The 21,859-nt window shown below is 57.8% G+C and carries 19 protein-coding genes and 1 pseudogene; 8 read left to right on the forward strand and 12 right to left on the reverse strand.

Annotated features, from left to right (window positions below; all coding sequences use genetic code 11):
• The first annotated feature begins 103 nt into the window (after window positions 1-103).
• The gene (gene hemB, locus Z946_RS0119770) at window positions 104-1,102 is read left to right on the forward strand and encodes a porphobilinogen synthase (protein ID WP_025057444.1); all 999 of its coding nucleotides are present in this window, start codon (window positions 104-106) and stop codon (window positions 1,100-1,102) included.
• Window positions 1,103-1,117: 15 nt separating this feature from the next.
• Here the strand turns inward: hemB and Z946_RS0119775 are convergent, their stop codons facing one another.
• Window positions 1,118-2,815 carry a methyl-accepting chemotaxis protein gene (locus Z946_RS0119775; RefSeq protein WP_025057445.1) on the reverse strand — a complete coding sequence of 566 codons (1,698 nt, stop codon included), beginning with the start codon at window positions 2,813-2,815 and terminating at the stop codon, window positions 1,118-1,120.
• A gap of 23 nt (window positions 2,816-2,838) precedes the next feature.
• Window positions 2,839-3,132: a hypothetical protein gene (locus Z946_RS0119780; protein WP_025057446.1), complete on the reverse strand. Its 294-nt coding sequence runs from the start codon at window positions 3,130-3,132 to the stop codon at window positions 2,839-2,841.
• Between the two features lie 182 nt (window positions 3,133-3,314).
• On the opposite strand from Z946_RS0119780, the gene Z946_RS0119790 reads away from it, so the two are divergent.
• From Z946_RS0119790 to Z946_RS0119800, 3 genes are all read left to right on the forward strand, one after another.
• Window positions 3,315-3,881 carry a lipid-binding SYLF domain-containing protein gene (locus tag Z946_RS0119790; RefSeq protein ID WP_025057447.1) on the forward strand — a complete coding sequence of 189 codons (567 nt, stop codon included), beginning with the start codon at window positions 3,315-3,317 and terminating at the stop codon, window positions 3,879-3,881.
• A gap of 227 nt (window positions 3,882-4,108) precedes the next feature.
• Entirely contained in the window at window positions 4,109-6,577 is a 2,469-nt protein-coding gene (locus tag Z946_RS0119795) for a penicillin acylase family protein (RefSeq protein WP_025057448.1), read from the forward strand.
• Complete coding sequence (locus Z946_RS0119800; RefSeq protein WP_025057449.1) at window positions 6,574-7,137, forward strand: pseudouridine synthase; 564 nt, start codon at window positions 6,574-6,576, stop codon at window positions 7,135-7,137. The genes Z946_RS0119795 and Z946_RS0119800 overlap by 4 nt, the downstream gene beginning before the upstream one ends.
• An 8-nt stretch (window positions 7,138-7,145) precedes the next feature.
• Here the strand turns inward: Z946_RS0119800 and Z946_RS0119805 are convergent, their stop codons facing one another.
• From Z946_RS0119805 to trkA, 5 genes are all read right to left on the reverse strand, one after another.
• The gene (locus tag Z946_RS0119805) at window positions 7,146-7,547 is read right to left on the reverse strand and encodes a DUF2177 family protein (protein ID WP_025057450.1); all 402 of its coding nucleotides are present in this window, start codon (window positions 7,545-7,547) and stop codon (window positions 7,146-7,148) included.
• 83 nt (window positions 7,548-7,630) lie between these two features.
• Window positions 7,631-8,929, reverse strand: a complete 1,299-nt coding sequence (gene hflX / locus Z946_RS0119810) for a GTPase HflX (protein ID WP_025057451.1) — start codon at window positions 8,927-8,929, stop codon at window positions 7,631-7,633.
• On the reverse strand, window positions 8,926-9,165 hold the full coding sequence (gene hfq / locus Z946_RS0119815; RefSeq protein WP_007119530.1) for an RNA chaperone Hfq: 240 nt from the start codon (window positions 9,163-9,165) through the stop codon (window positions 8,926-8,928). Before hfq ends, hflX begins: the two co-directional genes overlap by 4 nt.
• A gap of 153 nt (window positions 9,166-9,318) precedes the next feature.
• Window positions 9,319-10,857 (reverse strand): TrkH family potassium uptake protein, encoded by a 1,539-nt coding sequence (locus tag Z946_RS0119820; RefSeq protein ID WP_025057452.1) that lies wholly within the window; start codon window positions 10,855-10,857, stop codon window positions 9,319-9,321.
• 16 nt (window positions 10,858-10,873) lie between these two features.
• Window positions 10,874-12,250 carry a Trk system potassium transporter TrkA gene (gene trkA / locus Z946_RS0119825; RefSeq protein WP_025057453.1) on the reverse strand — a complete coding sequence of 459 codons (1,377 nt, stop codon included), beginning with the start codon at window positions 12,248-12,250 and terminating at the stop codon, window positions 10,874-10,876.
• A 76-nt stretch (window positions 12,251-12,326) separates the two neighbouring features.
• Here trkA and Z946_RS0119830 point away from each other — a divergent pair, with 76 nt between their 5' ends.
• On the forward strand, window positions 12,327-12,866 hold the full coding sequence (locus Z946_RS0119830) for a hypothetical protein (RefSeq protein WP_241461356.1): 540 nt from the start codon (window positions 12,327-12,329) through the stop codon (window positions 12,864-12,866).
• Between the two features lie 26 nt (window positions 12,867-12,892).
• On the opposite strand, the gene ntrX is transcribed toward Z946_RS0119830, so the two are convergent.
• From ntrX to dusB, 5 genes are all read right to left on the reverse strand, one after another.
• Complete coding sequence (gene ntrX, locus Z946_RS0119835) at window positions 12,893-14,302, reverse strand: nitrogen assimilation response regulator NtrX (protein WP_025057455.1); 1,410 nt, start codon at window positions 14,300-14,302, stop codon at window positions 12,893-12,895.
• Window positions 14,295-16,430, reverse strand: coding sequence for a sensor histidine kinase NtrY-like (locus tag Z946_RS0119840; protein ID WP_241461357.1), 2,136 nt, complete (start codon window positions 16,428-16,430; stop codon window positions 14,295-14,297). Before Z946_RS0119840 ends, ntrX begins: the two co-directional genes overlap by 8 nt.
• Before the next feature lie 226 nt (window positions 16,431-16,656).
• A complete protein-coding gene (locus Z946_RS0119845; protein WP_025057457.1) occupies window positions 16,657-18,030 on the reverse strand; it encodes a sigma-54-dependent Fis family transcriptional regulator in 1,374 nt (457 codons plus the stop codon).
• Window positions 18,031-18,033: 3 nt separating this feature from the next.
• The gene (locus tag Z946_RS0119850) at window positions 18,034-19,131 is read right to left on the reverse strand and encodes a two-component system sensor histidine kinase NtrB (protein WP_025057458.1); all 1,098 of its coding nucleotides are present in this window, start codon (window positions 19,129-19,131) and stop codon (window positions 18,034-18,036) included.
• The gene (gene dusB / locus Z946_RS0119855; protein ID WP_052836174.1) at window positions 19,128-20,060 is read right to left on the reverse strand and encodes a tRNA dihydrouridine synthase DusB; all 933 of its coding nucleotides are present in this window, start codon (window positions 20,058-20,060) and stop codon (window positions 19,128-19,130) included. Before dusB ends, Z946_RS0119850 begins: the two co-directional genes overlap by 4 nt.
• Window positions 20,061-20,293: 233 nt before the next feature.
• On the opposite strand from dusB, the pseudogene ispF reads away from it, so the two are divergent.
• The 3 genes and pseudogenes from ispF to Z946_RS0119870 form a co-directional block, all read left to right on the forward strand.
• Window positions 20,294-20,776 (forward strand): annotated as a pseudogene (ispF, locus tag Z946_RS0119860) (2-C-methyl-D-erythritol 2,4-cyclodiphosphate synthase); the annotation flags it as partial.
• Entirely contained in the window at window positions 20,773-21,264 is a 492-nt protein-coding gene (locus Z946_RS0119865; protein ID WP_025057461.1) for a phosphatidylglycerophosphatase A family protein, read from the forward strand. The pseudogene ispF and the gene Z946_RS0119865, both read left to right, overlap by 4 nt.
• Window positions 21,264-21,740, forward strand: a complete 477-nt coding sequence (locus Z946_RS0119870; protein WP_025057462.1) for a CinA family protein — start codon at window positions 21,264-21,266, stop codon at window positions 21,738-21,740. The genes Z946_RS0119865 and Z946_RS0119870 overlap by 1 nt, the downstream gene beginning before the upstream one ends.
• The last annotated feature ends 119 nt before the right edge of the window (window positions 21,741-21,859 follow it).

The following is a 21,859-nucleotide window of genomic DNA, read 5'->3' on the forward strand; positions in this document are numbered from 1 at the left end:
GATCATTTGAGGGGGCATACCCAAGGTTGTGGGTAATTCCTACCCTTGAGCGGCCAGATTTTTCATGCCAAGCCTTGAGGCCAGCCAACTGAGGTATTTTTGCATGAATCCCGTCCAAGCGCCCTATCCCGCCACCCGTTTGCGCCGCACCCGTGTCACCCCCGCGGTGAGAGCGCTAGTGCGCGAAAATGCGCTTGAAGTCGGTGATCTGATCTGGCCGGTATTTGTGCGCTCTGGTGAAGGGATCGAAGAGCCGGTGCCCTCCATGCCCGGCGTTATGCGACGATCGGTAGACAAGATTGTTGACGCCGCAGCAGAAGCCGACGCTCTCGGGATTGGCGCGATGTGTATCTTTCCCTACACCGGAATAGAAGAGCGGACCGAAGACTGTGCGGGGGCCTGGGCGCCGGACAACCATGCCAACCGGGCCATTTCCGCAATCAAGGACCGTTTTCCACACATCGCCGTGATGAGCGATGTGGCGCTCGACACCTATAATATCAACGGGCATGACGGCTTTGTCGAAGACGGCATTATCGTCAATGACCGCACCGTTGAAGCGCTGGTGAAGATGTCACTTTCTCAGGCAGTAGCAGGTGTCGATATCATCGGGCCGTCTGACATGATGGACGGCCGTATTGCTGCTATCCGAGGCGCGCTTGAAGCGCAGGGTCATTCCGATGTGATGATCCTCAGTTATGCGGCGAAATATGCTTCTGCTTTTTATGGCCCGTTCCGCGATGCGGTTGGCGCATCGGGTGCATTGACCGGCGACAAGAAGACCTACCAGATGGATCCGGCGAACTCAGACGAAGCGTTGCGCCTTGTGGCACGCGATCTTTCGGAAGGCGCAGATATGGTCATGGTCAAGCCGGGCCAGCCCTATCTGGATATCTGCCGACGCGTCAAAGATGCTTTTGGGGCGCCGACGTTCGCCTATCAGGTGTCCGGTGAATACGCGATGGTCAAGGCAGCTGCCCAGAATGGCTGGATTGACGAAGAGCGTGTCATGATGGAGAGCCTGATGGCCTTCAAACGCGCAGGTTGTGATGGGATTCTCACCTATTTTGCACCAGCTGCCGCACGTCTGCTGCAAGGCTGATTTGGCTCGCGGGGGCTAGGCACGTCTGCGAAAGTCAGCGGCTGGCTGTTCGTTCTCCCGGGTCACAAATTCCGCTGCCTGTGCCATTAGATCGTTGGCGCTCGCGGTAAGACGGTTGGTTGCCTTTGCCATTTCGTCCATTGTGCCCGCGCTTTCTTTGCTCTCCTTTTCAACGGTCAGGATCGTGTTGCTGATGCTGCTGATGGTATCGGCCTGGCTTAGTGACCTGCCTGCAATGCTCTCGATCCTTGCCGAGATATCTTCGACGCCGGCTCTCACTGATTGCAACGACTCAACAGTATCTGAAACGTGCTTTACCCCCAGCTTTACGTGGTTTTGGCTGTCTCCGATCAGCCCATTGATATCGCGTGCGGCATCCGAAGACCGCTGTGCAAGGGCTCTCACCTCAGAGGCGACCACCGCAAATCCGCGTCCCGCATCTCCTGCACGTGCGGCTTCAACGCCGGCATTGAGGGCCAGCAAGTTTGTTTGAAAAGCGATCTGCTCAATCACACCGATGATGGCAGAGATTTCGTTCGCGGATTTGTCGATCTCTGACATGGCGGCAGATGCGCGCCCGACAACCTCGGCGCTGGTTTCGGTGTTGGATTTCACCTGTTGGACGGCGTTTGATGTGGAGGAGGCATCGGTCGCGGTCTCTCTGGCGTCTTGCGCCACGGATTGCATGTGGTTTGATGCCTGCTCGGCGCGGGCCGCCTGACCGGCAGCTGTTTTTGATGCACCACTGATTTTGTTTACGATGTTATGGGCCTCGGTCTGCATCTGAGAGCTTTGGCAAGACATTTTGCCCAAAGCAAAGTTCAGCGCCTGGGCAGTGGTGTTGAAGTCGGCGCGTAGATCCTCGTATTCCGCCGGAAATACAGTATCGATTTGCAGGCTGACATTCTTGTGGGCGAGCGCTTCCAGCCCCTGACCCAAGGACCGCACAACCATGCGCAGCTCTTCGGATTGCTGACGCGCTTCTTCTTCACGCTCCTGATCCAGTTCACGTGCACGCTGCTCTGCCTGTGCGACCTTGGCACGCTGCCGCTCAGATGTACTCAGCGCTTCTTCTGCGGCTTTCTGCGCCTCTTGCGCGGCCTTGTCGTTTAGTTCTGCGGTGGCCAAAGCCGCGAGGGCGTCGGTGCGTGCCTTCTCCGAGCTGGTGGTGGCAGCTTGCACATCGGCGATCTGGGACAGGTTTTCAGCAAGAAGGCGGTTGATTCCGACAATTGTTGTTATCAATGCGGTCGCCTCGATCAAAACGATGACCGCATGCAGCACGGTGCGTTCCAAATTCATTAAGAGGTCGGTCGATGGATAGATGAGCGCAGGGAAAAAGAGCGCCAGCGATAGGTGATGGAGCGCAATCGCAGCAGTTGCGACCACCATAGTGCGTACATCCCGCACAGACACAAGACAGGCAAGGAAGGCAAAAAATGCCATGTGACTGTCTGACTGCCACGAATGCCCAGATAAGGATGCGGTAAATGCGGCGGCCTGCCCGATGAGCGCTAGGCCGAGAATTATGTTCGACGACCGTGCTTTGCTTAACGCCCAAAGCGACATGCCGGCAAACACAACAGCCATCAATGGTGCACCCCAAATGCTGTTTCCGGCAAAGGCGTTGGTCACAAAGATAAGTGGAGCCATCGCGCATGTCATCCCGACAAGCAGTCTGGGCGCGGGGATTTTGATCAATTTAGACAACATGGTAGGTTCCTATAATCAATGGCTTAACTGCACAGAAATGCGAAACGGCGGGCATCAAGAACGCGCCACGCGCCTGAAAGCGTCAGGTTGTGCAGCAATGTCCCATCTCCGGTGGCAAAAACCGCCAGAGGTGCAGTAACAGGGCCGACAACCTGTCCGCCTGCCTGTCTCACGATTGCGGAGGCATCGCGGCCGATAACCAACATCAAGCTCGAATCTTGCGTGGCGGGACTGCTCGTTAAAGCGGCAAGTGGTCCTGTCAGGACGATCAGCGAAAGAACTGCCGCAACCAATACTTTTTCAACATAAGAAGTCATAGCGTCAGATAGGCGCTTGCGGGTTAAAGCAGCCTTAAGGCAGTAACAGGATTCAACAAAAATTCGTCGCAAGGCACCTTTCCGCGCAAACGCGCAAACCCCATGACAAGACGCGAAAAACCGCCTATAAAGCTGGGCAAGTCGGACAAACCGGCATCAGGCAACACATACGGGCAGATAGAATGAAAAATCCAACCCTTTCACGGCGGTTCTTTACCTTGGGCGCGCTTGCGTCCACCTCGGCACTTGCTGCTTGCGGCAACGGTGTGGGCGGACGCGGATCGCAAACCATAGACGCGCGTGTCAGAGCGACGCTGGACGAAATGTACCGCAGCTATCCAAACACGGTTCAATTGGCGCAAAAAGCCAACGGAATGCTTGTTATGCCACTGGTGACAGAGGCCGGTCTTGGTCTGGGCGGTGCCTACGGGCGCGGGGCACTTCTGGTCGATGACATCACAGTAGACTACTACTCGGTCCTAAAGGGAACGGGCGGTCTGCAAATCGGGGCGCAGCAATATGCGCACGTGTTGTTCTTTATGACCGAAGAAGCGCTCTTGGGTTTCCGCCGGTCGCCGGGATGGGCTGCTGGTGCGGATCTGGAGTATGTGATTTCGGACCGTGGCGACAGTGTTGAGGCCGCGACGACCACCGCGTTGGCACCTGTGCTTGCAGCTGTCTTCGGGCGTGCTGGTTTGCGGGTTGGTGCGACACTTGAAGGCACCAAATACACGCGCATCATTCCCTGAATACTGACTGGCGGTTGGCGGAGCACTTTCTGCTAGCCCCCTTACCCCTCAGCTACAGATACCAGATGGGAGACGGATCCGACCTTGCGGCGGAGCACTATTTGCGCGTCGCGTGTTCAGCTGCGTCTCTTTTCCTCCGGCCAGAGTTGCGCTATGCGGGTTCACACCCTGCGACCCGCAGTGGGCGGGCTTTTATCCCCGTGGTACAGACCTGACCGGAGCACCTTATGGCCTTGATTTTCCGCTGGCTTATCCGCCTTGCAGCCGTGCTGATTGTGCTGTGCGTGCTGACGGTTGCGACAGTTTACTGGCTCGCCGCACGGTCCCTGCCCGACTACACGGATGATGTCAGCGTGGAAGGGCTAAGCGCACCGGTCGAGATCGTGCGCGACAATGCGAATGTGCCGCATATCTTCGGTCAAACGGATGCGGACGTTTTTTTTGGGCTCGGGTTCGCGCATGCGCAGGACCGAATGTGGCAGATGATTACGATGCGGCGCACGGCGCAAGGCAGGTTGAGCGAAGTTTTTGGCACCGCCACGCTTGAGGTCGACAAACTCATGCGGCGTTTCGATCTTTATGCGCTCTCTGTGCAATCGGTTCAGGCGCTGGATGCCCGCACCACCTCAGCGCTTGAAGCCTATGCTGCTGGTGTGAACGCAAGACTGGCGCAGATCAACTCGGAGGCTTTGGGTCGCGGTGCGCCTGAAATGCTGCTTTTCAACGCGCCGATGGCACCTTGGCGACCTGCAGACTCGATTGCGATCACCAAACTGTTGGGTGTGCAATTATCAGGGCATCTTGCGGCAGAAGTCATCCGCGCACGTACGTCCCTCGCATTGCCCGATGAAAAACGTCTGCTGGATATCCTGCCCGACAGTCCAGGATCCGGCATCGCGGCGCTGCCGGAATATGCGGAGCTTGTGCCGGGTGTTTCCAAATTTGCCAACAACATACCTCTTAATCCGCATCCGCTGTCCCCCTTCAAAAAGCAGGCATTTGCGGGGGCGTCGAACGCTTGGGCAGCCGCACCTTCACGGTCAGCATCAGGTGGCACGCTGCTTGCCAATGACCCGCATCTGGGCTTCACCGCGCCCGCAGTATGGTACCTTGCACGTCTTGAGCTCGCATCCGGTGGTGTGATCGGCGGCACCATTCCCGGTATGCCGGTGGTTCTGACGGGGCGCAGTGCGGCCTTGGGATGGGGACTGACGTCATCCTATCTCGATGATCAGGATGTTTATGTTGAAGAGCTGAACCCGGACAATGCGCAGGAATACCGGACGCCGGACGGCTTTAAACCCTTCGTCAACAAATCCTCTATCATCACGGTCAAGGATGCAGATCCCGTCACCCTGACCCTGCGGTGGACCGATAATGGCCCCGTCCTGCCGGGCAGTCACTACAATCTGGCCAGCATCACGCCTCCCGGTCATGTCACAAGCCTCAACTGGACGGTGCTGAGCGCACGTGACACCTCGCTCGGTGCTGCCATGGCGCTGATGGAGGCGAAATCTGTCGACGAGGGTATTGCCGCTGCCGAAGATTATATCGCGCCCTCCCAGAACCTGACGCTGGTGGACCGCGAACAGATCGCGCTCAAGACCATCGGTGCGATGCCACGGCGTGACGCCAATCACCAGAGCCAAGGGCGGATGCCATCCCCCGGTTGGATCACTGCAAACCGCTGGCAAGGTATGATGCCTTTCGCTTCCAATCCTGAATTTGTGGCACCGGTCGGGGGCATCCTTGGCAATACGAATAACAAGACCGTGGATCGCCCCTTTCCGAACCATGTCTCCTTTGTCTGGGGCGACACCCAGCGCGTGCAGCGCTGGCAACGCCTGATGCAGACACGGCAGGTGCATACCCGGGACAGCTTTATCGAGGCCCAGCTTGATACGATCAGCTTTACCGCGCGCTCGCTTTTGCCGCTTATTGGCGCTGAGCTTTGGTTTACCGGCGAAGCTGCACCTGACGGGACACCGGAACGCCAACGTCAAAGGGCGTTGATCCTTCTGGCGGGTTGGTCTGGCGAAATGAATGAACATCTGCCAGAGCCCCTTATCTATGCCGCTTGGTTGCGCAGTTTGCAGGCGCGGCTCATTCAGGATGAACTTGGGCCGCTTGCAGAAGAATTCGACCACGTGCAGCCGCTCTTCATCGAACGCGTTTTTCGCGATGTAGATGGTGCGGGCGTCTGGTGTGATGTGCTTCAATCTGCCCGCATTGAGGACTGCGCAGAAATGGCGCGTCTTGCGCTTGATGACGCGCTTCTGTGGGTCAACGAGACCTACGGCACGCAACTGGAATCCTTGCGTTGGGGCGATGCGCATCAGGCGACCCATGACCATCAGGTGCTTGGGGATGTCCCTGTGCTGCGTTATTTTGTGAATATTCGCCAATCTACTAGCGGCGGTGACAATACCCTGCAACGCGGGCGCACCAAAGGCACCCTGCCCGATCCGTTCCAGAACGTGCATGGTGCGGGATATCGCGGTGTTTACGATTTTGCGGATCCGGATTCGTCTGTTTTTGTCACCTCTACCGGCCAATCGGGTCACTTTCTGTCGCGCCACTATGATGACCTTGCACAGCTTTGGCGGCGCGGTGAATACATCCCCATGTCGCTTGATGCTGATCTTGCGCGCGCAGCAGCTGTTGGTGTGACCACTTTGACGCCGGCATCTCAATGAACAGCGTAATCCTGTTCAACAAGCCATTCGGCGTGCTGTCCCAGTTCACGGACAAAGGCACGGAAGGCAGCGCGCGGCCGACCCTTTCCGCCTACATCAATGAACCTGGCTACTATCCTGCGGGGCGTCTTGATAAAGACAGCGAAGGCTTGATGGTGCTCACAAACAACGGCGCACTTCAGGCCCGTATTGCCCACCCTAAATACAAGCGCCCCAAGACGTATCTGGTGCAGGTCGAAGGCACACCGGATGAGGCTGCGCTTGAAGCTTTGCGCAAGGGTGTCGATCTCAAAGACGGCAGAACCGCGCCAGCCAAGGCGTCGCAGGTAGAAGCGCCAGAAGAACTTTGGCCGCGCGATCCACCTGTCCGCTTCCGCAAGACCGTGCCTGACGCGTGGTTGCGTCTGACTATTCGTGAAGGGCGCAACCGACAAGTTCGTCGAATGACGGCACACGTAGGACTTCCGACACTTCGTCTGATCCGCTGGCAGATCGGGGACTGGTCTCTTAACGATATGAGACCCGGCGCGTGGCGTTGGGCATCAGAGACCGGTGCCTGAGCCAAGCGTTAGCCAACCAGACGTGCAGTCCAGACCCCGCCCGTAGCTGAAACTGCGGTCAGGCATGTTCCCCAGACAAAATCCGTGAGCGTCATGCGCCACGTCCAATCCTTCATTACGGCGAGTGACGTAAATTCATACGTCCCGTAACACATGGCACCGATCAGCGCGGCATTGCCAAGCACCCAGAGCAGGCTTTTGCCCTGTTGAATTGCAGGCCATGAAACAAACCACAAAAGCACAGCCATATAGAACGCATAGAACATAAGCGCGGGGCCGATGCGAAATTGATCTAACAGCAACGGTCCGATATCACGTTCGAACGTGGGCTTGATTAAATAGCTGAGGCCGACATAGTCCAGCGCCAGGAACAGCGCGAAAGTCACGATATAGAGAATGAAAAGGGTCATGCGATAGCTCCAAAGGGTCTGCTACATATGAACCGAAACAGGCGCAGGGCAAATTCTGGCCAAGCAAAGCGTCGACCTGCAGATTACAGATTTTGGAATTGGGATTCCTGTTTGGCGGACCAACGCACAGTCAGGGCAAACCCTTCGTCGGTTTGCGCTTCTTTAACGACCACATCCTGCGCAAAAAGCCACGCGCGTTTCTTGCCCTCGGCGAAACCCAACAGGATATCGGCTTCGCGGACCGCACCTTGCAGCGCGGTGGCAATCACCTCCTGAAGATGCGGCAACCCTTCGCCGGAGATCGCCGAGATGGCCAGTACATCTTCATCCCTCTCAGCGCGCGCCCGTACCGCATCGGCGGCTTCGGCATCCAACAGGTCGATCTTGTTCCAGACCTCGAAACTGCGGGTATCCTTGGACACGCCGAGCGAGGTTAGGATGTCGTTCACATCGCGGGCCTGCTCTTCTGTCTCGGCATGGCTGATGTCGCGTACATGAACGATGATGTCAGCCGCCAGAACTTCTTCGAGAGTGGCGCGGAAGGCGGCGACAAGTTCTGTTGGCAAGTCAGAGATAAATCCAACAGTATCAGACAGAATAATCTCGGGGCCGTCCGGCAACACAAGGCTGCGCATGGTCGGGTCAAGGGTGGCAAAAAGCATATCCTTGGCCATTACCTCTGCACCGGTCAGGCGGTTGAACAGTGTCGATTTACCTGCGTTCGTGTAACCGACGAGCGCCACAATCGGGTACGGCACCTTGGCGCGTGCCGCACGGTGGAGTGCGCGTGTCTTCACGACCTTTTCAAGCTGGCGCTTCAAGCGCACAAGCTGGTCGTCGATCGCACGCCTGTCAGCCTCAATCTGGGTTTCACCCGGACCGCCGACAAAACCCAAACCGCCGCGCTGGCGTTCAAGGTGAGTCCAGGCCCGTACCAGCCTGGTCCGCTGATAGTTGAGTGCTGCCATCTCGACCTGAAGCACACCTTCTCTGGTGGCGGCGCGGTCACTGAAGATTTCCAGAATAAGCCCGGTTCGATCCAAAAGCTTTACGCCCCAGGCTTTCTCAAGGTTGCGTTGCTGCACCGGGCTAACGGGGCCGTCAACAAGCACCAGCTCAACCTCGTTCTGCTCAAGCAGATCGTGCATTTCCTTGATCTTGCCCTTACCGAACAATTTGCCTGCATCCACGCTGCGCAATGGCACGATGTCAGAGCCGACAACATCCAGCGCCGGCAGTGCACGCGCCAAGGATACGGCTTCGGCCAGTGCCGGGACGGGATCACGGCGGTCGGGATTGTTGCGGATGTCAGGATGCAGGACCCATGCGCGGGTTACGCGTGGGCCTTCGGTGTCATCAATCTGGAATGGCGCTTTGCTCAAGAAGCGTCTTCGCCCTCATATAGGCTGATCGGCTGGCTTGGCATGATGGTCGAGATGGCGTGCTTGTACACCAACTGTGACTGGCCGTCGCGGCGCAGCAAAACGCAGAAATTATCGAACCACGTGATAACGCCCTGCAATTTGACGCCGTTTATCAAGAAGATCGTTACAGGAACTTTTGTTTTGCGAACGTGATTCAGGAACGCATCCTGAAGGTTCTGTCGGTCAGACGCCATTGAATTCTCGCTTTTTTTCTTGCTGGCACCCCAAATGGGTCCCCCCCGTTAAGGCAACTATGACTGTGGGCGCAGGGAGTTTCCACCCCAAAGTTAGGAGAACTGCTGCGTTTTGACGCCGATCAGTGTCAGCTGTGCAACAACGCGCCTAAATCAGTTGCGCCACAAGTCCGGTGTGAGCAGCGCAATGATCGCCAGCGTTTCCAAACGTCCCAATACCATCGCAGCGCAGAAAATCGCCTTGGCTGTTGTGCTCAGCTCGATCAGACGGATCGGCACGTCAGCTGCAAATTGCGTCAGCGGTCCGGTCGTGGACAGGCTGGCCACCGCAAGGACCAGAGCCTGTTCAAAGCTGCTGCCTGCAAGTGTCAGGGCCAGCATCACCGCCGCAAGCGAGATTGCAAACAGCATGAAGAAGATCCAAGCGATGAAAGCGCCATTACTTTGCAGGCGCCGACCGGCAGCACCGGCACCGCTGACCGAGTTGGGATGTACAAGCCGCTCCATCTCTCTCGTGCCGTTGAGATACAGGGCAAACACCCGCAAGAGCTTTACGCCTCCTGCCGTCGTGGCCACGCCACCACCAGTCAGTGCAAGCCCCATCAACACAAGCCCTGGAGTGTTGAGGCCGGACCAGTTTTGCGCGGCATCCCAATGCTCCGAGACAAACCCGGTTGTGGTCAGGAACGACAGAACCGTAAATACCGATCCCCAAAGCGCAAACCCGGCATCCGACACGTTTTCCATCGCAGCCACATCGTAAGCGCCCAGAAAATGACGAGCGAAGATCACGGCGGGAACCGCAAGCGTGATGAAGATGCCGATACGGAATTCAGGGTCTGTCATCAGCCCGCCCTGCGTCGCGGTCACGGTGTCCTTGGAAAAGGTCAGGCGTGACAAGGCAAATAGCATAAACAGCAGCATCACCGCTTCGCCAGTGACACCGATGGGTGCGTTCTGGACCCCGCCTATCGGCGAAATACCTGACGTCGCCATCACGGACATGGCATGACACAGAGCTGTCAGCGGCACTTCCCCGCCCCCCAGCAACAAAAGGCATAGGAGCAGTGTTAATCCGGCATAGATCGGGAACAGCGCTGTCAGCGTGCGCTGCAGGCGCTTGCGCGCGTTTATCGGGGCCATGCGGTTGTATTCGTCCGTATCGCGCCGTCCCGGTTCAGCCTGTGCCGTCACCTCAAAGCCGCCAAGGTGCAGCGGCGCGAGGATTGCGGCCGCCGCTACCCACATCAAAAGCCCGCCCATCCAGCCGACCTGCGCGCGCCAGAGATGCAGCGTGCCGCTCAGCCGTCCGGGGTCCTGAAACATGGTCGCACCCGTGGTCGTCATCGCACTGACCATCTCGACGTACGCATTGAGGAACCGCGTGGTTGGCAGTGCTTCAACAAATGGCACCGCAAAATAAACCGGCAAGAAAACAAACGCACAAAAGAGCGACAACAGCGGCCCAAGCGGCCTTTGCCTGTCGCGCATCCCGCCGCGCACGACTGCCATCATCAAAAACACTACGATCCCCAACAGACCGGCATAGAAAAACGCCCGCGCCGCGTTGTGGTTTTCGACAGAGATCGCATGCACTGCCGGCACCATCATCGCCAGCGCGCTGATGCCGAACAACTGCAAGAACATCGGCAGGTGCAGCAGTTCTGTGCGGATATAGCTTTCGCGGCTCACGCGTGGCCCTTTCGGCTTAGAAGAAGTCGATGGAAACTTGCAGAAGTTGCTCGACCCGCGGTACGTCTTCCGCCAGTGCAAAGACCGCGATTACGTCACCTTCTTCGACGCGGGTGTTGCCCAAGGGACGAATGACCTTGTCGCCCTTGCGCAGCATACCGACAAGCACGCCCTCGGGGAAATCGATTTCGGCCACGGTTTTGCCTGCAATGGGTGAGGTCGACAGCACCTCAGCTTCGATGACTTCCGCCTCCGCATCCCCGATGGAGTAGACCGCACGCACCCGCCCGTGACGGATGTGCCGCAGGATCGATGATACGGTTGTGGCACGCGGATTGATGTAGGCGTCAATGCCCAGCGGGGTCATCAGCGGGACCAACGTGGGATCGTTGATCAGTGCGATCACGTAATCACAACCTTCGGCTTTGGCGCGCACACAGGCCAGCATGTTGGTTTTGTCGTCGTCCGTGATGGCGAGCATTGCATCTGCCCGCGCAATTCCCGCCTCTGCCAAGAGCGCCGCATCCAGACCGTCGCCGTTCAGGACGATGGTTCGCTCCAGTGCTTCGGCGGCGCGCTCCGCGCACCCACGGCTCTTCTCGATGACCTTGGTTCGCAGACGCCGTGGATCACTTTCCAACGCCTTGGCCACGGCAAGGCCTACGTTACCGCCGCCGACCAAAACCACCCGTTCCTGTTTTGAGGTTTTCTTGCCGAAAATTTCCATCGTGCGCGGGATGTCGTCGCGGTGACAGAACACATAGCAGTCGTCGCCGACAAAAAGCTGGTCTTTGGATTCCGGTGCAAAAAGCGTACCGTCGCGTCGCACCCCCACAACCACGGCCCGTAAGGTAGAAAACAGATCGGTGAGCTGGCGCAGGGGCGTGTTCACCACCGGACACTCGTCTTCAATGGTGATGCCCAGAAGGTGCGCCATCCCGTCCATAAAGGTCTCGGTGTCAAAGGATGCAGGTGCCCGCAGGCGTTGCAATGCGGCGGCGGCCACTTCCTTTTCAGGGCTAATCACCACGTCAATCGGCATGTGATCGCGGCGGTAAAGGTCCGAATAAATCGCTGTGAGGTAAGACTGGCTGCGCAGACGCGCGATCTTGCGGTTGATCCCGAATACCGAATGCGCCACCTGACATGTGACCATGTTTACTTCGTCGGAATGGGTGGCGGCGATTATCATTTCTGCATCGCGGGCCCCTGCCCGGTCCAGAACGTCTGGATAGCTGGCAAAGCCCGCGACGCCCTGTACGTCAAGCGTATCGGTGGCACGGCGCACCAGATCGGGATTGCTGTCGACCACTGTGACATCATTGCGTTCGCCACTCAGATGGCGGGCAATCTGCCAGCCAACCTGTCCTGCACCACAGATGATAACCTTCATGCGGGGTCCTTTGCATGGGAGAATAAGGGGGAGCTGCCGCAAGGCCGCACCCAACGCGTTGCAATTGTTAGAGGCTATGACGGCGCGCAAGGCAAGGGTCAATCCTGTTGCCTTTGTGTCGATGAAGGTGCAGCATCACGCTATGAAACCAATGATCCTCATTGCCACTGTCGGACTTGGCGCGCTTGCGGCCTGCGCCTCGCTTGATACGTATTACAAACCCGGTACCAGCGTTGCCACGCTGAACCGCGAGACAACAGCCTGTCAGGTGAAAGCGCTGCGTGACGTGCCGGTGACCCAGCAGATCAGACGCAATCCACCCATTTTTGTGCCCGGCGAACGGGTTTGCAATGCCGAGGGCAAATGCAAGACACGGCCTGACCGCTATATCGACGGCGGGATAGAGACCTATGATCCGAATGAGGGCCTGCGCTTGCGTGTGGAGCGCCAATGCATGGCCGACAAGGGCTTTGCGCCCGTGTCGATCCCTGCCTGCCCGGATGCTGTGGCCCGATCTGCACCATCCCGCGCGACCACACGGCTTCCGGCGCTGACCGAAGGCTCTTGCGTGATCCGCAACCCGGACGGCAGTTTCCAGATCGTCACACGCGGTTAACTAAGCGAGAGAATAGCCAGCGCCGTCTATTCGGCGTCGGCTTCCTCATCCACATGGGCCACGCGCACACCGGATTTCGCAGATGTTACCACGCCAAGGGACTTTAGCTTGCGGTGTAAAGCAGATCGTTCCATCCCGACAAAATTCGCCGTTCGCGAGATGTTGCCGCCGAACCGGTTGATCTGGGTCAGCAGGTATTCACGCTCGAACGCTTCACGCGCTTCCCGCAGGGGCAAGGTCGCCAGTGCAGAGGATAGCACAACGCGCCCGTCTTCTTCGCCGCGCTCTTCCTCACCCGGCAGTTCGCGGGCTTCAATTGCACCCGTGCCGTCGCCAAGAATGAGCACCCGCTCCACCAGATTTTTCAACTGTCTTACGTTTCCGGGCCAGACCATTGTCTGCATCAATGCTGTCGCATCCTCGCTTAAGGTGCGCATGGGCAAACCTTGGGAGTTGTGACATTCGGTGATGAAATGCTCTGCAAGCAATGGAATATCCTCGCGACGTTCCTCCAGTGAGGGCACGAGGATCGGGACCACATTCAGGCGGTGATACAGCTCTTGACGGAAAGTCTCATCGGCGATGGCCGTCTCAAGGTTTTTATTGGTGGAGGAAATTACACGCAGATCAACGCGAACCTTGTCGTTGCCGCCTACGCGGGTGAACTGTTGATCCACCAGCACACGCAGGATCTTGGATTGTGTGCCAAGCGGCATGTCCGCGACTTCGTCAAAATAGATCACCCCGCCGTGCGCCTGCTCAAGCAGCCCCGGCTCGATACCGCGTTCTGGTGTCTCACGGCCGAACAGCACTTCTTCCATACGGTCCGGCTCGACACCTGCGCAGTTGACGGTAACGAAAGGAGCAGAGGCGCGTGCAGAATTGGCGTGGATGTAGCGTGCGGCAACTTCCTTGCCCGATCCCGCAGGTCCCGTCAGCATAACACGCCCGTTGGACTTGGTCACCTTATCAAGCTGACCAATCAGGGCGCGGAATGCAGCCGATTGCCCCAGCATCTCGGCTGCGGAAGTGTCGCGCCGCTTCAGCGTCTGGTTTTCACGACGCAAGCGAGAGGTTTCCATCGCGCGGCGGATTACCACCAAAAGCTGGTCGATGTTAAAGGGCTTTTCGATAAAGTCGTATGCGCCCTGCTTGATCGCCGCCACAGCAATCTCGATATTGCCGTGACCCGAAATGATGACAACAGGCACGTCAGGATTATCCCGTTTGACGGTCTTGAGGATATCAATCCCGTCCATGTCGCTGTCCTTGAGCCAGATATCGAGGATCATCAGCGCCGGAGGCTCTGCGTTGATGGCCGCCATTGCGTCATCGGAGTTGCCCGCCAGCCGCGTGGCAAAACCCTCATCCTCTAGAATATCCGAAATCAGCTCGCGGATGTCGCGTTCATCATCGACAATTAAAATATCACTCATGCCTGTCTCCACTCGTTTCTTTATTTTGGGGGGATGGGGTCAGCGGCAATGTTACCACCGCCATGGCCCCGAAATGGGTTTGGCCCTCGAATACGGGCGCATTGTCGAGGCTCAGCGTTCCGCCGTGTTCCTCTATGATCTTTTTCACGATCGGCAGGCCCAGACCGGTGCCTTCGCTTCGCGTTGTGACGTATGGCTCAAACAGCGCGGCGCGGTCTTCGGGCAGGCCGATGCCATTGTCTGCAATCGTAATAGAAGCCGCTGTATCCTGTGCCTTCATACGGATCTTGATCTGAGGTTCCAAATCGTCTGGAGCGCCCTTTTGTTGCAATGTTTCAATGGCTTCACCTGCGTTCTTAATCAGGTTTGTCAGCGCTTGAGAGATCATCGTACTGTCGATATCAGTCATCACCGGATCATCGGGTAAATCTGCACTTATCTTGACAGCGGGCTGGCCTGCCTGCTGCAGGAACACTGCGTCACGGACAAGTTGGGTAAGGTCCTGATGCGATGTTTCAGGCTCCGGCATGCGGGCGAACTTTGAAAACTCGTCAACGATACGCCGCAGGTCACCGGTTTGGCGAATGATGACGCCAGTCATCTGCTCAAGGCTCTCGCTGTCCTCGCCCAGTTTGGGCGCAAACTTCCGCTTGATCCGCTCAGCACTCAGCTGGATCGGAGTGAGCGGGTTCTTGATCTCGTGCGCAATGCGGCGCGCCACATCCCCCCACGCGGCCATCCGCTGGGCGCTCACCAGATCGGTGACATCGTCAAATGCCACAACGTACCCTTCAAGCCGGCCATCATCAGCGCGACGCGTGGCCATGCGCACCAGCAGGTTTTCCAGCGCGCCCTGCCGCGATACCTTCACCTCGCCCTGCGCTACTTCACTACCCCTGCTCGAAATTGTCTCGAACAAGGGACCGAACTCAGGCACCACAACTTCAAGCGCCAGCGACTGCTTTTCCTCGGTCCAGTCAAGCAGGCGCATGGCCGAGCGGTTGACGAAGGTCACACGCCCTTCAGGGTCCAACCCCACCACGCCCGATGTTACTGATGACAGAACGGAATCAAACAGGCGCCTGCGGCGTTCAATCTGGCGCGTGTTATCCAACAGGGTTTCGCGCTGGCCCTGCAATTGTTTGGTCATCTGGTTGAAGTACCGGCTGAGCATGGCGATTTCGTCATCGCCGTCTTCTTCGCGTACCTGCACGTTGAGGTTACCTGCACCAACCTGCTGCGCCGCACCGGTCAGACGACCGACAGGGCCAGACAGGCGTTCCGCAAACCACAAGCCGAGCCAGACTGCGGCAAGGATCAGGATCACCGCGAACCCCAGATACAAAAGCCCGAATTCGAACAGCAGGCGCCCACGCTCTGATTCCAGCTGTTGATAAAGCCGGACCGTTTCCGTCGTTTCATCAAGCAATGACAGGATGTCGCCATCCACAGCGCGACTGACATAAAGGAACCGGTCCACATAGGATTGCATCGGAACCATCGCGCGGAATTCGTTGTTAGGCCAATCCTCGATGACCAGTATGCCCTCTGCAAGGGCTGTTTCTACCTGAGCGGCGGAGGGTTGTTCGAAATCAAAAAGGTAGGACCGGTCGCCGCGCGCGCGGATTTGTGCAGTTCCGTCAATAAGGTAGGCTTCGCGCAGGCCACGCTGGATTTGGCGCTGCCCCTCGCCCAAAAGCGCGCTGTCGCTGCGGTTGATGCCTTGCAGGCGCGCATTGTCGATGCTGCGTGCCAATGTACGCGCATCGGTAATCAGGTCTTCACGTTGCTCGGCTTCATAGGCTTGTGCTGCGGCCAGTGACGATCCAACCACGCCACGTACCCGATCCGAAAACCAGCCCTCAAGACCGACGTTCACCGTAAGACCCGCAAAGACCGCAACTGTGACGGTCGGGATCAACGCCATAAGCGCGAACACACCTGTCAAACGAAGGTGCAAACGCGAGCCTGCCGATTTCGCCCGACGGGCGGCAATCAATCTGGCGACCTGGCTTAGCACCAATGCAGCGACAAGCAGAATATAAACAAGATCAGTGAGCAGGATGAGACGTAAAGAGAGCGTGTTGGACCCTTGTGCCAACGGACCCAGAACAAGGTAAGTCGCCATTGCTAGAACGGGGCCAAGGACCACAAGTCCAAGTGTCGCCAAATTGCGCACACGTCTAACGCGCCGCAGACGGCCTAATTTTTCGAGACTGAAACTGCGTGACAGGGTTGCCACCCGCTGCCCTCACCGATGATGTGGTGCATCGCTGCACCTACCGCCATATTATGTGGTCCTGAACATGCACAGCCTTTGGCTGATACACGTTGGCCACGGTTATGTGGCGCTTTTACATCATTTTGCGACCCCTTGTCACCTCTATATCAAGATCTGTGATTTTCTTTCGCAGCGTATTTCGGTTGATGCCAAGCAAATCAGCACATTTTGCCTGATTTCCGGCTGTGGCAGAAAGCGCAATTTCGATCAGCGGCGCCTCGATCTCGCGCAGGATGCGGGCATACAAGCCGGGGGGCGGCAGGATTGCGCCGTGCTGGTCGAAATATCTGCGCAGGTGCCGCTCTACGCTGGCTCCCAGCCGCTCGGTATTGGCTTGGGCGTGCACAGGCTCTGTTGCCGGTTGAGCGCCCAATACCTGTTCGGCTTCGGTCTGGCTGATTTCCGGCGCACGGCTGGTCAGACCCAGTTGCCGCATAGCGTGCTCCAACTGCCGAACGTTTCCGGGCCAGGAATAGTTCGCGAAAACCTTGCTCGCACCACTTGAAAGGCTTCTTGGCTGACCCGCCACACCCTCAATGCGCGACAGGAAGTGATCGGCGAGCAGGTCGATATCCTCCACCCGGTCACGCAAGGCCGGCACATGTATAGTGGCACCGGAAAGACGGTAATAAAGATCGCGCCGCAGCGTGCCTTTCTTCATCGCTTCGGCCAGATCGGACTGGCTAGTAGCGAGAAAACGTGGTGCATATTCGCCCGGTGCATCCATCATACGGGCAATGCGTGCCTGTACATCGAGCGAAATATCCGAAATTTCGTCAATCAAAAGCGTGCCGCCCCGCACACGGGCAAGCACCCTCGCGGGGCCTTCCAGATCCTGAAGATCGGCCCCTGTCACCGTGATAAACGGCAAGGTGCGCCGGTCGGAAAAATCATGGATTGCCCGCCCTATAAGGGATTTGCCGGTCCCGCTCTCGCCCCAGATCAACACAGGCAAATCGGTATTCATCACGCGGGCAACCAAACGGTACAGCGCCTGCATCACCGGCGTGCGCCCGACAAGCGGCAGATCATCGCGGTCCGCATCGCCGGCGGTCTGTGCTGGCTCCTGACGCGGCACAGTACTTTTGCGCTCAAGCGCGCGGGCCGTGCGTTTCATCAGATCCGGCAGGTCGAATGGTTTGGGCAGATAGTCGAACGCGTCCGCCTCTGCCGCCTTGATCGCCGTCATGATTGTATTTTGCGCAGAAATCACGATGACCGGCAGATCGGGCCGGTCCTGCGAAATTTTTGGCAGCATTTCCAACCCGTTGCCATCAGGCATCGCAACATCGGTAATCACCGCGTCACCGCGTCCTTCACCAACCCAACGCATCAACGTAGTAAGGCTTGAGGTGGCGTGTACCTTGCATCCCGCGCGTGTCAGGGCCTGCGTCAGGACAGTGCGGATTGTGCGGTCGTCATCGGCGACCAGAACAGTGCCATCCATTGATCAACTCTCCTTTGTGGGTTGAGGCTTGGCGGCCGGTTTGGCCGCAGTTGCACGCGGCAACGAGATACGAAAAACAGTATGTCCGGGCGCGGATTCCACTGAAATCCAGCCGTCATGTTCCGAAATAATCTTGGACACCAGCGCAAGGCCCAGGCCTGTTCCGTTTTCGCGCCCCGACACGAACGGATCAAAGATATCGCCTTTGATATGCTCCGGCAGACCCGGCCCGTCATCGATTACTTCGATCTGCAAGGGCAACAACTGGCCGGAACCATCGGCGCGGCGCATGCGGAAGGAATGTTCGAAATAGCTGTGCAGGCGGATTGTACCGCCACCCTCGCCCGCGGCCTCTGATGCGTTCTTGAGCAGGTTCAGCACAACCTGCAGCAGCTGGTCCTTGTCACCTAGCGCAGCAGGCAGTGAAGGATCATAATCTTCAATGATCTTCATCTGCGCGCCAAACCCCAGCAGAGCGGAGCGCCGTGCACGATCCAGCACGTCATGCAAGTTCACCGGTGCACGAACGGGTGCAGTTAGATTGCCGAATTGCTCTACCTGCTCCAGCAACTTCACGATGCGGCGCGATTCCGCGACGATCAGATCGGTCAGCTCAAGCTCTTCTGCATCCAGTCCCATCGACAGCAATTGCGCCGCCCCGGTGATGCCGGCGAGAGGGTTCTTAATCTCGTGCGCCAACATTTCCGCCATGCCGATGGCCGATTTCGCGGCCGATTTGACCGAATGGTTCTGCGTCATACGGCCAGACAATTCACGCGGTGAAATCATCATCAGCATGTGGTCGGGCGCACCCTGTAACGGGGCAATCTGAAGCGCGGATTTCAGTGGCGCACGCTGGCCGCTGCCCACATCGACATCATTCACGAATAATGCGGTGCTGTTTTCGCGGGCGCGGTTGAAGGCGTCTTCCAGAGGATAATCTATTGCCAGCATGTCCCAGACCGGTTGACCTATGACAGATTTGGCCGAGGCATTGAAAAAACCTTCGGCCGCTGGGTTGGCCCCTTTGATCGAATTGTCAGGCGCGATCAGCAAAGCGGGGATCGGCAGCGAGGCCCAGATGTTGTTGTCCGATGTCATGCCGCGGCCTCGGTTGATCCAAGATACATCGCCTGCGGAATCAGTCGTCTCGCAGCATCAGGGGTGTTTGCGGTCAACAGCGCACGGCGCAGGTCCACCGGCGTGCGGCAAGTATCCATGTACCAGCCCAGATGTTTGCGGGCGACGCGCCCGCCGAGCGTTTCACCGTAAAACCGGATCATTTCTTCAAAGTGCTCAAGCACCATTTCAGCGAATGCGGCACCTTGCGGCACGTCCGGCAACTGCGTTCCATACAGATCGTGTGCGACCTGCGCCAACAGCCATGGCTTGCCCTGACTGCCCCGCCCGATCATCACACCGTCTGCGCCTGATTGGTCCAATGCTGTGCGGGCCGTCGAGGCAGAGACGATGTCACCGTTCGCGATGACAGGAATGTTGACTGCGTCCTTGATGGCGCGGATGGCCCGCCAGTCGGCCTGCCCTTTATAGAATTGACAGCGCGTGCGTCCGTGGATGGTAATCATTTGCACGCCTGCGGCTTCAGCACGCTGCGCGATGTCGGCGGCGTTGAGCATAGCGTCATCCCATCCCAGCCGCGTTTTCAGTGTGACAGGGACATCGACTGCATCCACCACAGCCTCGATCAGGTGCAATGCGTGATCCGGTGTTTTCATCAGCGCTGAACCGGATGCCCCCTGCGTTACCTTCTTTGCGGGACAGCCCATGTTGATATCGATAATGCGTGCACCTTGATTCACGATCATGCGGGCCGCCTCCGCCATAGGTTCAGCTTCGCGCCCGGCAATCTGGACAGAAGTCCCTTCGATACCAAGACCCAGCTCGGCTTTCTCACGGGTTCCGGGGCGACGGCACAGGAGTTCCTGACTGGCGACCATCTCGGATACGACAAGGCCCGCGCCAAAGCGCGCAACCAATGTGCGGTACGGCAAATCCGTGATTCCAGCCATCGGGGCCAGCAAGACGGGCGGTGTCAGGTCGTAGGGTAAGGCGATTTGGCTCACCTGCTTAATCCTTGTGCGTTTTCACTGGGTGTACCCAGAAGGGCGCTAAGCCACAATATTATAACGCAAGTATAGGCCAGACCAAGCGGGCTTGTGCCTAATATTTAAGCAGTAGCAGCGAGCGATTGCGTGCCATCCCTGCTTTGCCTAAGAAAGAAAAGAACACGCGCAGGAGACGCACAATGGATATTCGCACCGGCAACGGGTTTGACGTTCATGCCTTCGGCCCAGGCGATCATGTAATTCTGTGCGGCGTGCGCATCGAGCATGATCACGGGCTGGTTGGCCATTCCGACGCAGACGTGGGGATGCATACGGTGACTGATGCCATCTACGGCGCTTTAGCGCAGGGAGATATCGGACAACACTTTCCGCCTTCCGACCCCCAATGGAAGGGTGCCGCCAGCGACGTCTTTCTAAAACACGCAGTCGAAATGGCGGCTGAGTTGGGGTTTGCGATCAACCATGTAGATTGCACGCTGATCTGTGAACATCCCAAGGTCGGCCCCCATGCCTCCAAGATGCGTGAAACCATGGCGGGCTTGATGGGCATGGATGTCGATCGCGTCTCGGTCAAGGCAACCACGTCCGAGCGTTTGGGCTTTACCGGTCGGGGCGAAGGCATCGCCTGTATGGCCACGGCCACATTGGTGAAATCATGATGTTGGCACGGTTGATTGGTACGTTGATGGGTGTCGGATACCTCCGCCCTGCCCCCGGCACATGGGGGTCGCTGTTCTCACTGCCTTATGCGTGGGTGTTGCATGTGATCGGTGGCTTTCCTCTGCTTGCTTTGGGCGTGGGTATTGCCTTCCTCAAAGGCTGGTGGGCGACATCGCGGATGACGGCGGGATCGTCGGATCATGACCCGTCCGAAATTGTAGTGGATGAACTGGTCGGTCAGTGGATCGCGCTTCTGCCCCTTAGCTATGCGGCCTGGTCCATGGACATCTCTATTCTTGCAATGTGGCCCGGCTGGATTGCGGCATTTGCCCTGTTTCGTCTGTTTGACATCACAAAGCCCGGACCTGTGGGTTGGGCAGACCGACGCGGAGATGCCTTGGGCGTGATGCTGGATGATGTAATTGCGGGCATCTTTGCGGCACTTGGCGTCTTGGCACTCGCAGCGCTTTATCACGGGGTTTTGTGATGCCGATTGCAGCGGATATTCTCACTACTGCCATTGCAAAGAAAGCAACGATTGCCACCGCCGAAAGCTGTACCGGCGGGATGGTCGCGGCGGCTTTGACGGACTTGCCGGGATCCTCCGTCATGATGGAGCGCGGGTTCGTGACCTATACCAATCTAGCAAAGGTCGAAATGCTCGGTGTGGGCCAAGCGACGCTGGACGCTGTAGGTGCCGTTTCAGAAGAGGTCGCCCGCGAGATGGTCGAAGGAGCGCTCAGGAATTCTGCCGCTTCTGTCGCTGTATCAATCACAGGAATCGCAGGTCCGGGCGGGTCAGAGCATAAGCCCGAGGGCCGCGTCTGCTTTGGCGTTTCCTCTGGAGGGCGCACAAAAGTAGAGACGCGCGAGTTCGGTGCCATCGGGCGCGATGCAGTCCGCAAGGCTGCGCGGGATCATGCGCTTGCTCTGATTCTTGCCGAGATTCAAAAACTGCCCTGATTTCAGGCTCCTCGCGATCTGAGCGCCCAAAATTTCAACAATTATGAAATTGCCTGCTCAATAGGCGCTTAAGGGCTTTGCAGCGCTCAACTGCTGGGCATTGTGCCTGACAATTGACC

The sequence above is a fragment of the Sulfitobacter noctilucicola genome (genome assembly GCF_000622385.1).
In the GTDB taxonomy this organism is placed as follows: domain Bacteria; phylum Pseudomonadota; class Alphaproteobacteria; order Rhodobacterales; family Rhodobacteraceae; genus Sulfitobacter; species Sulfitobacter noctilucicola.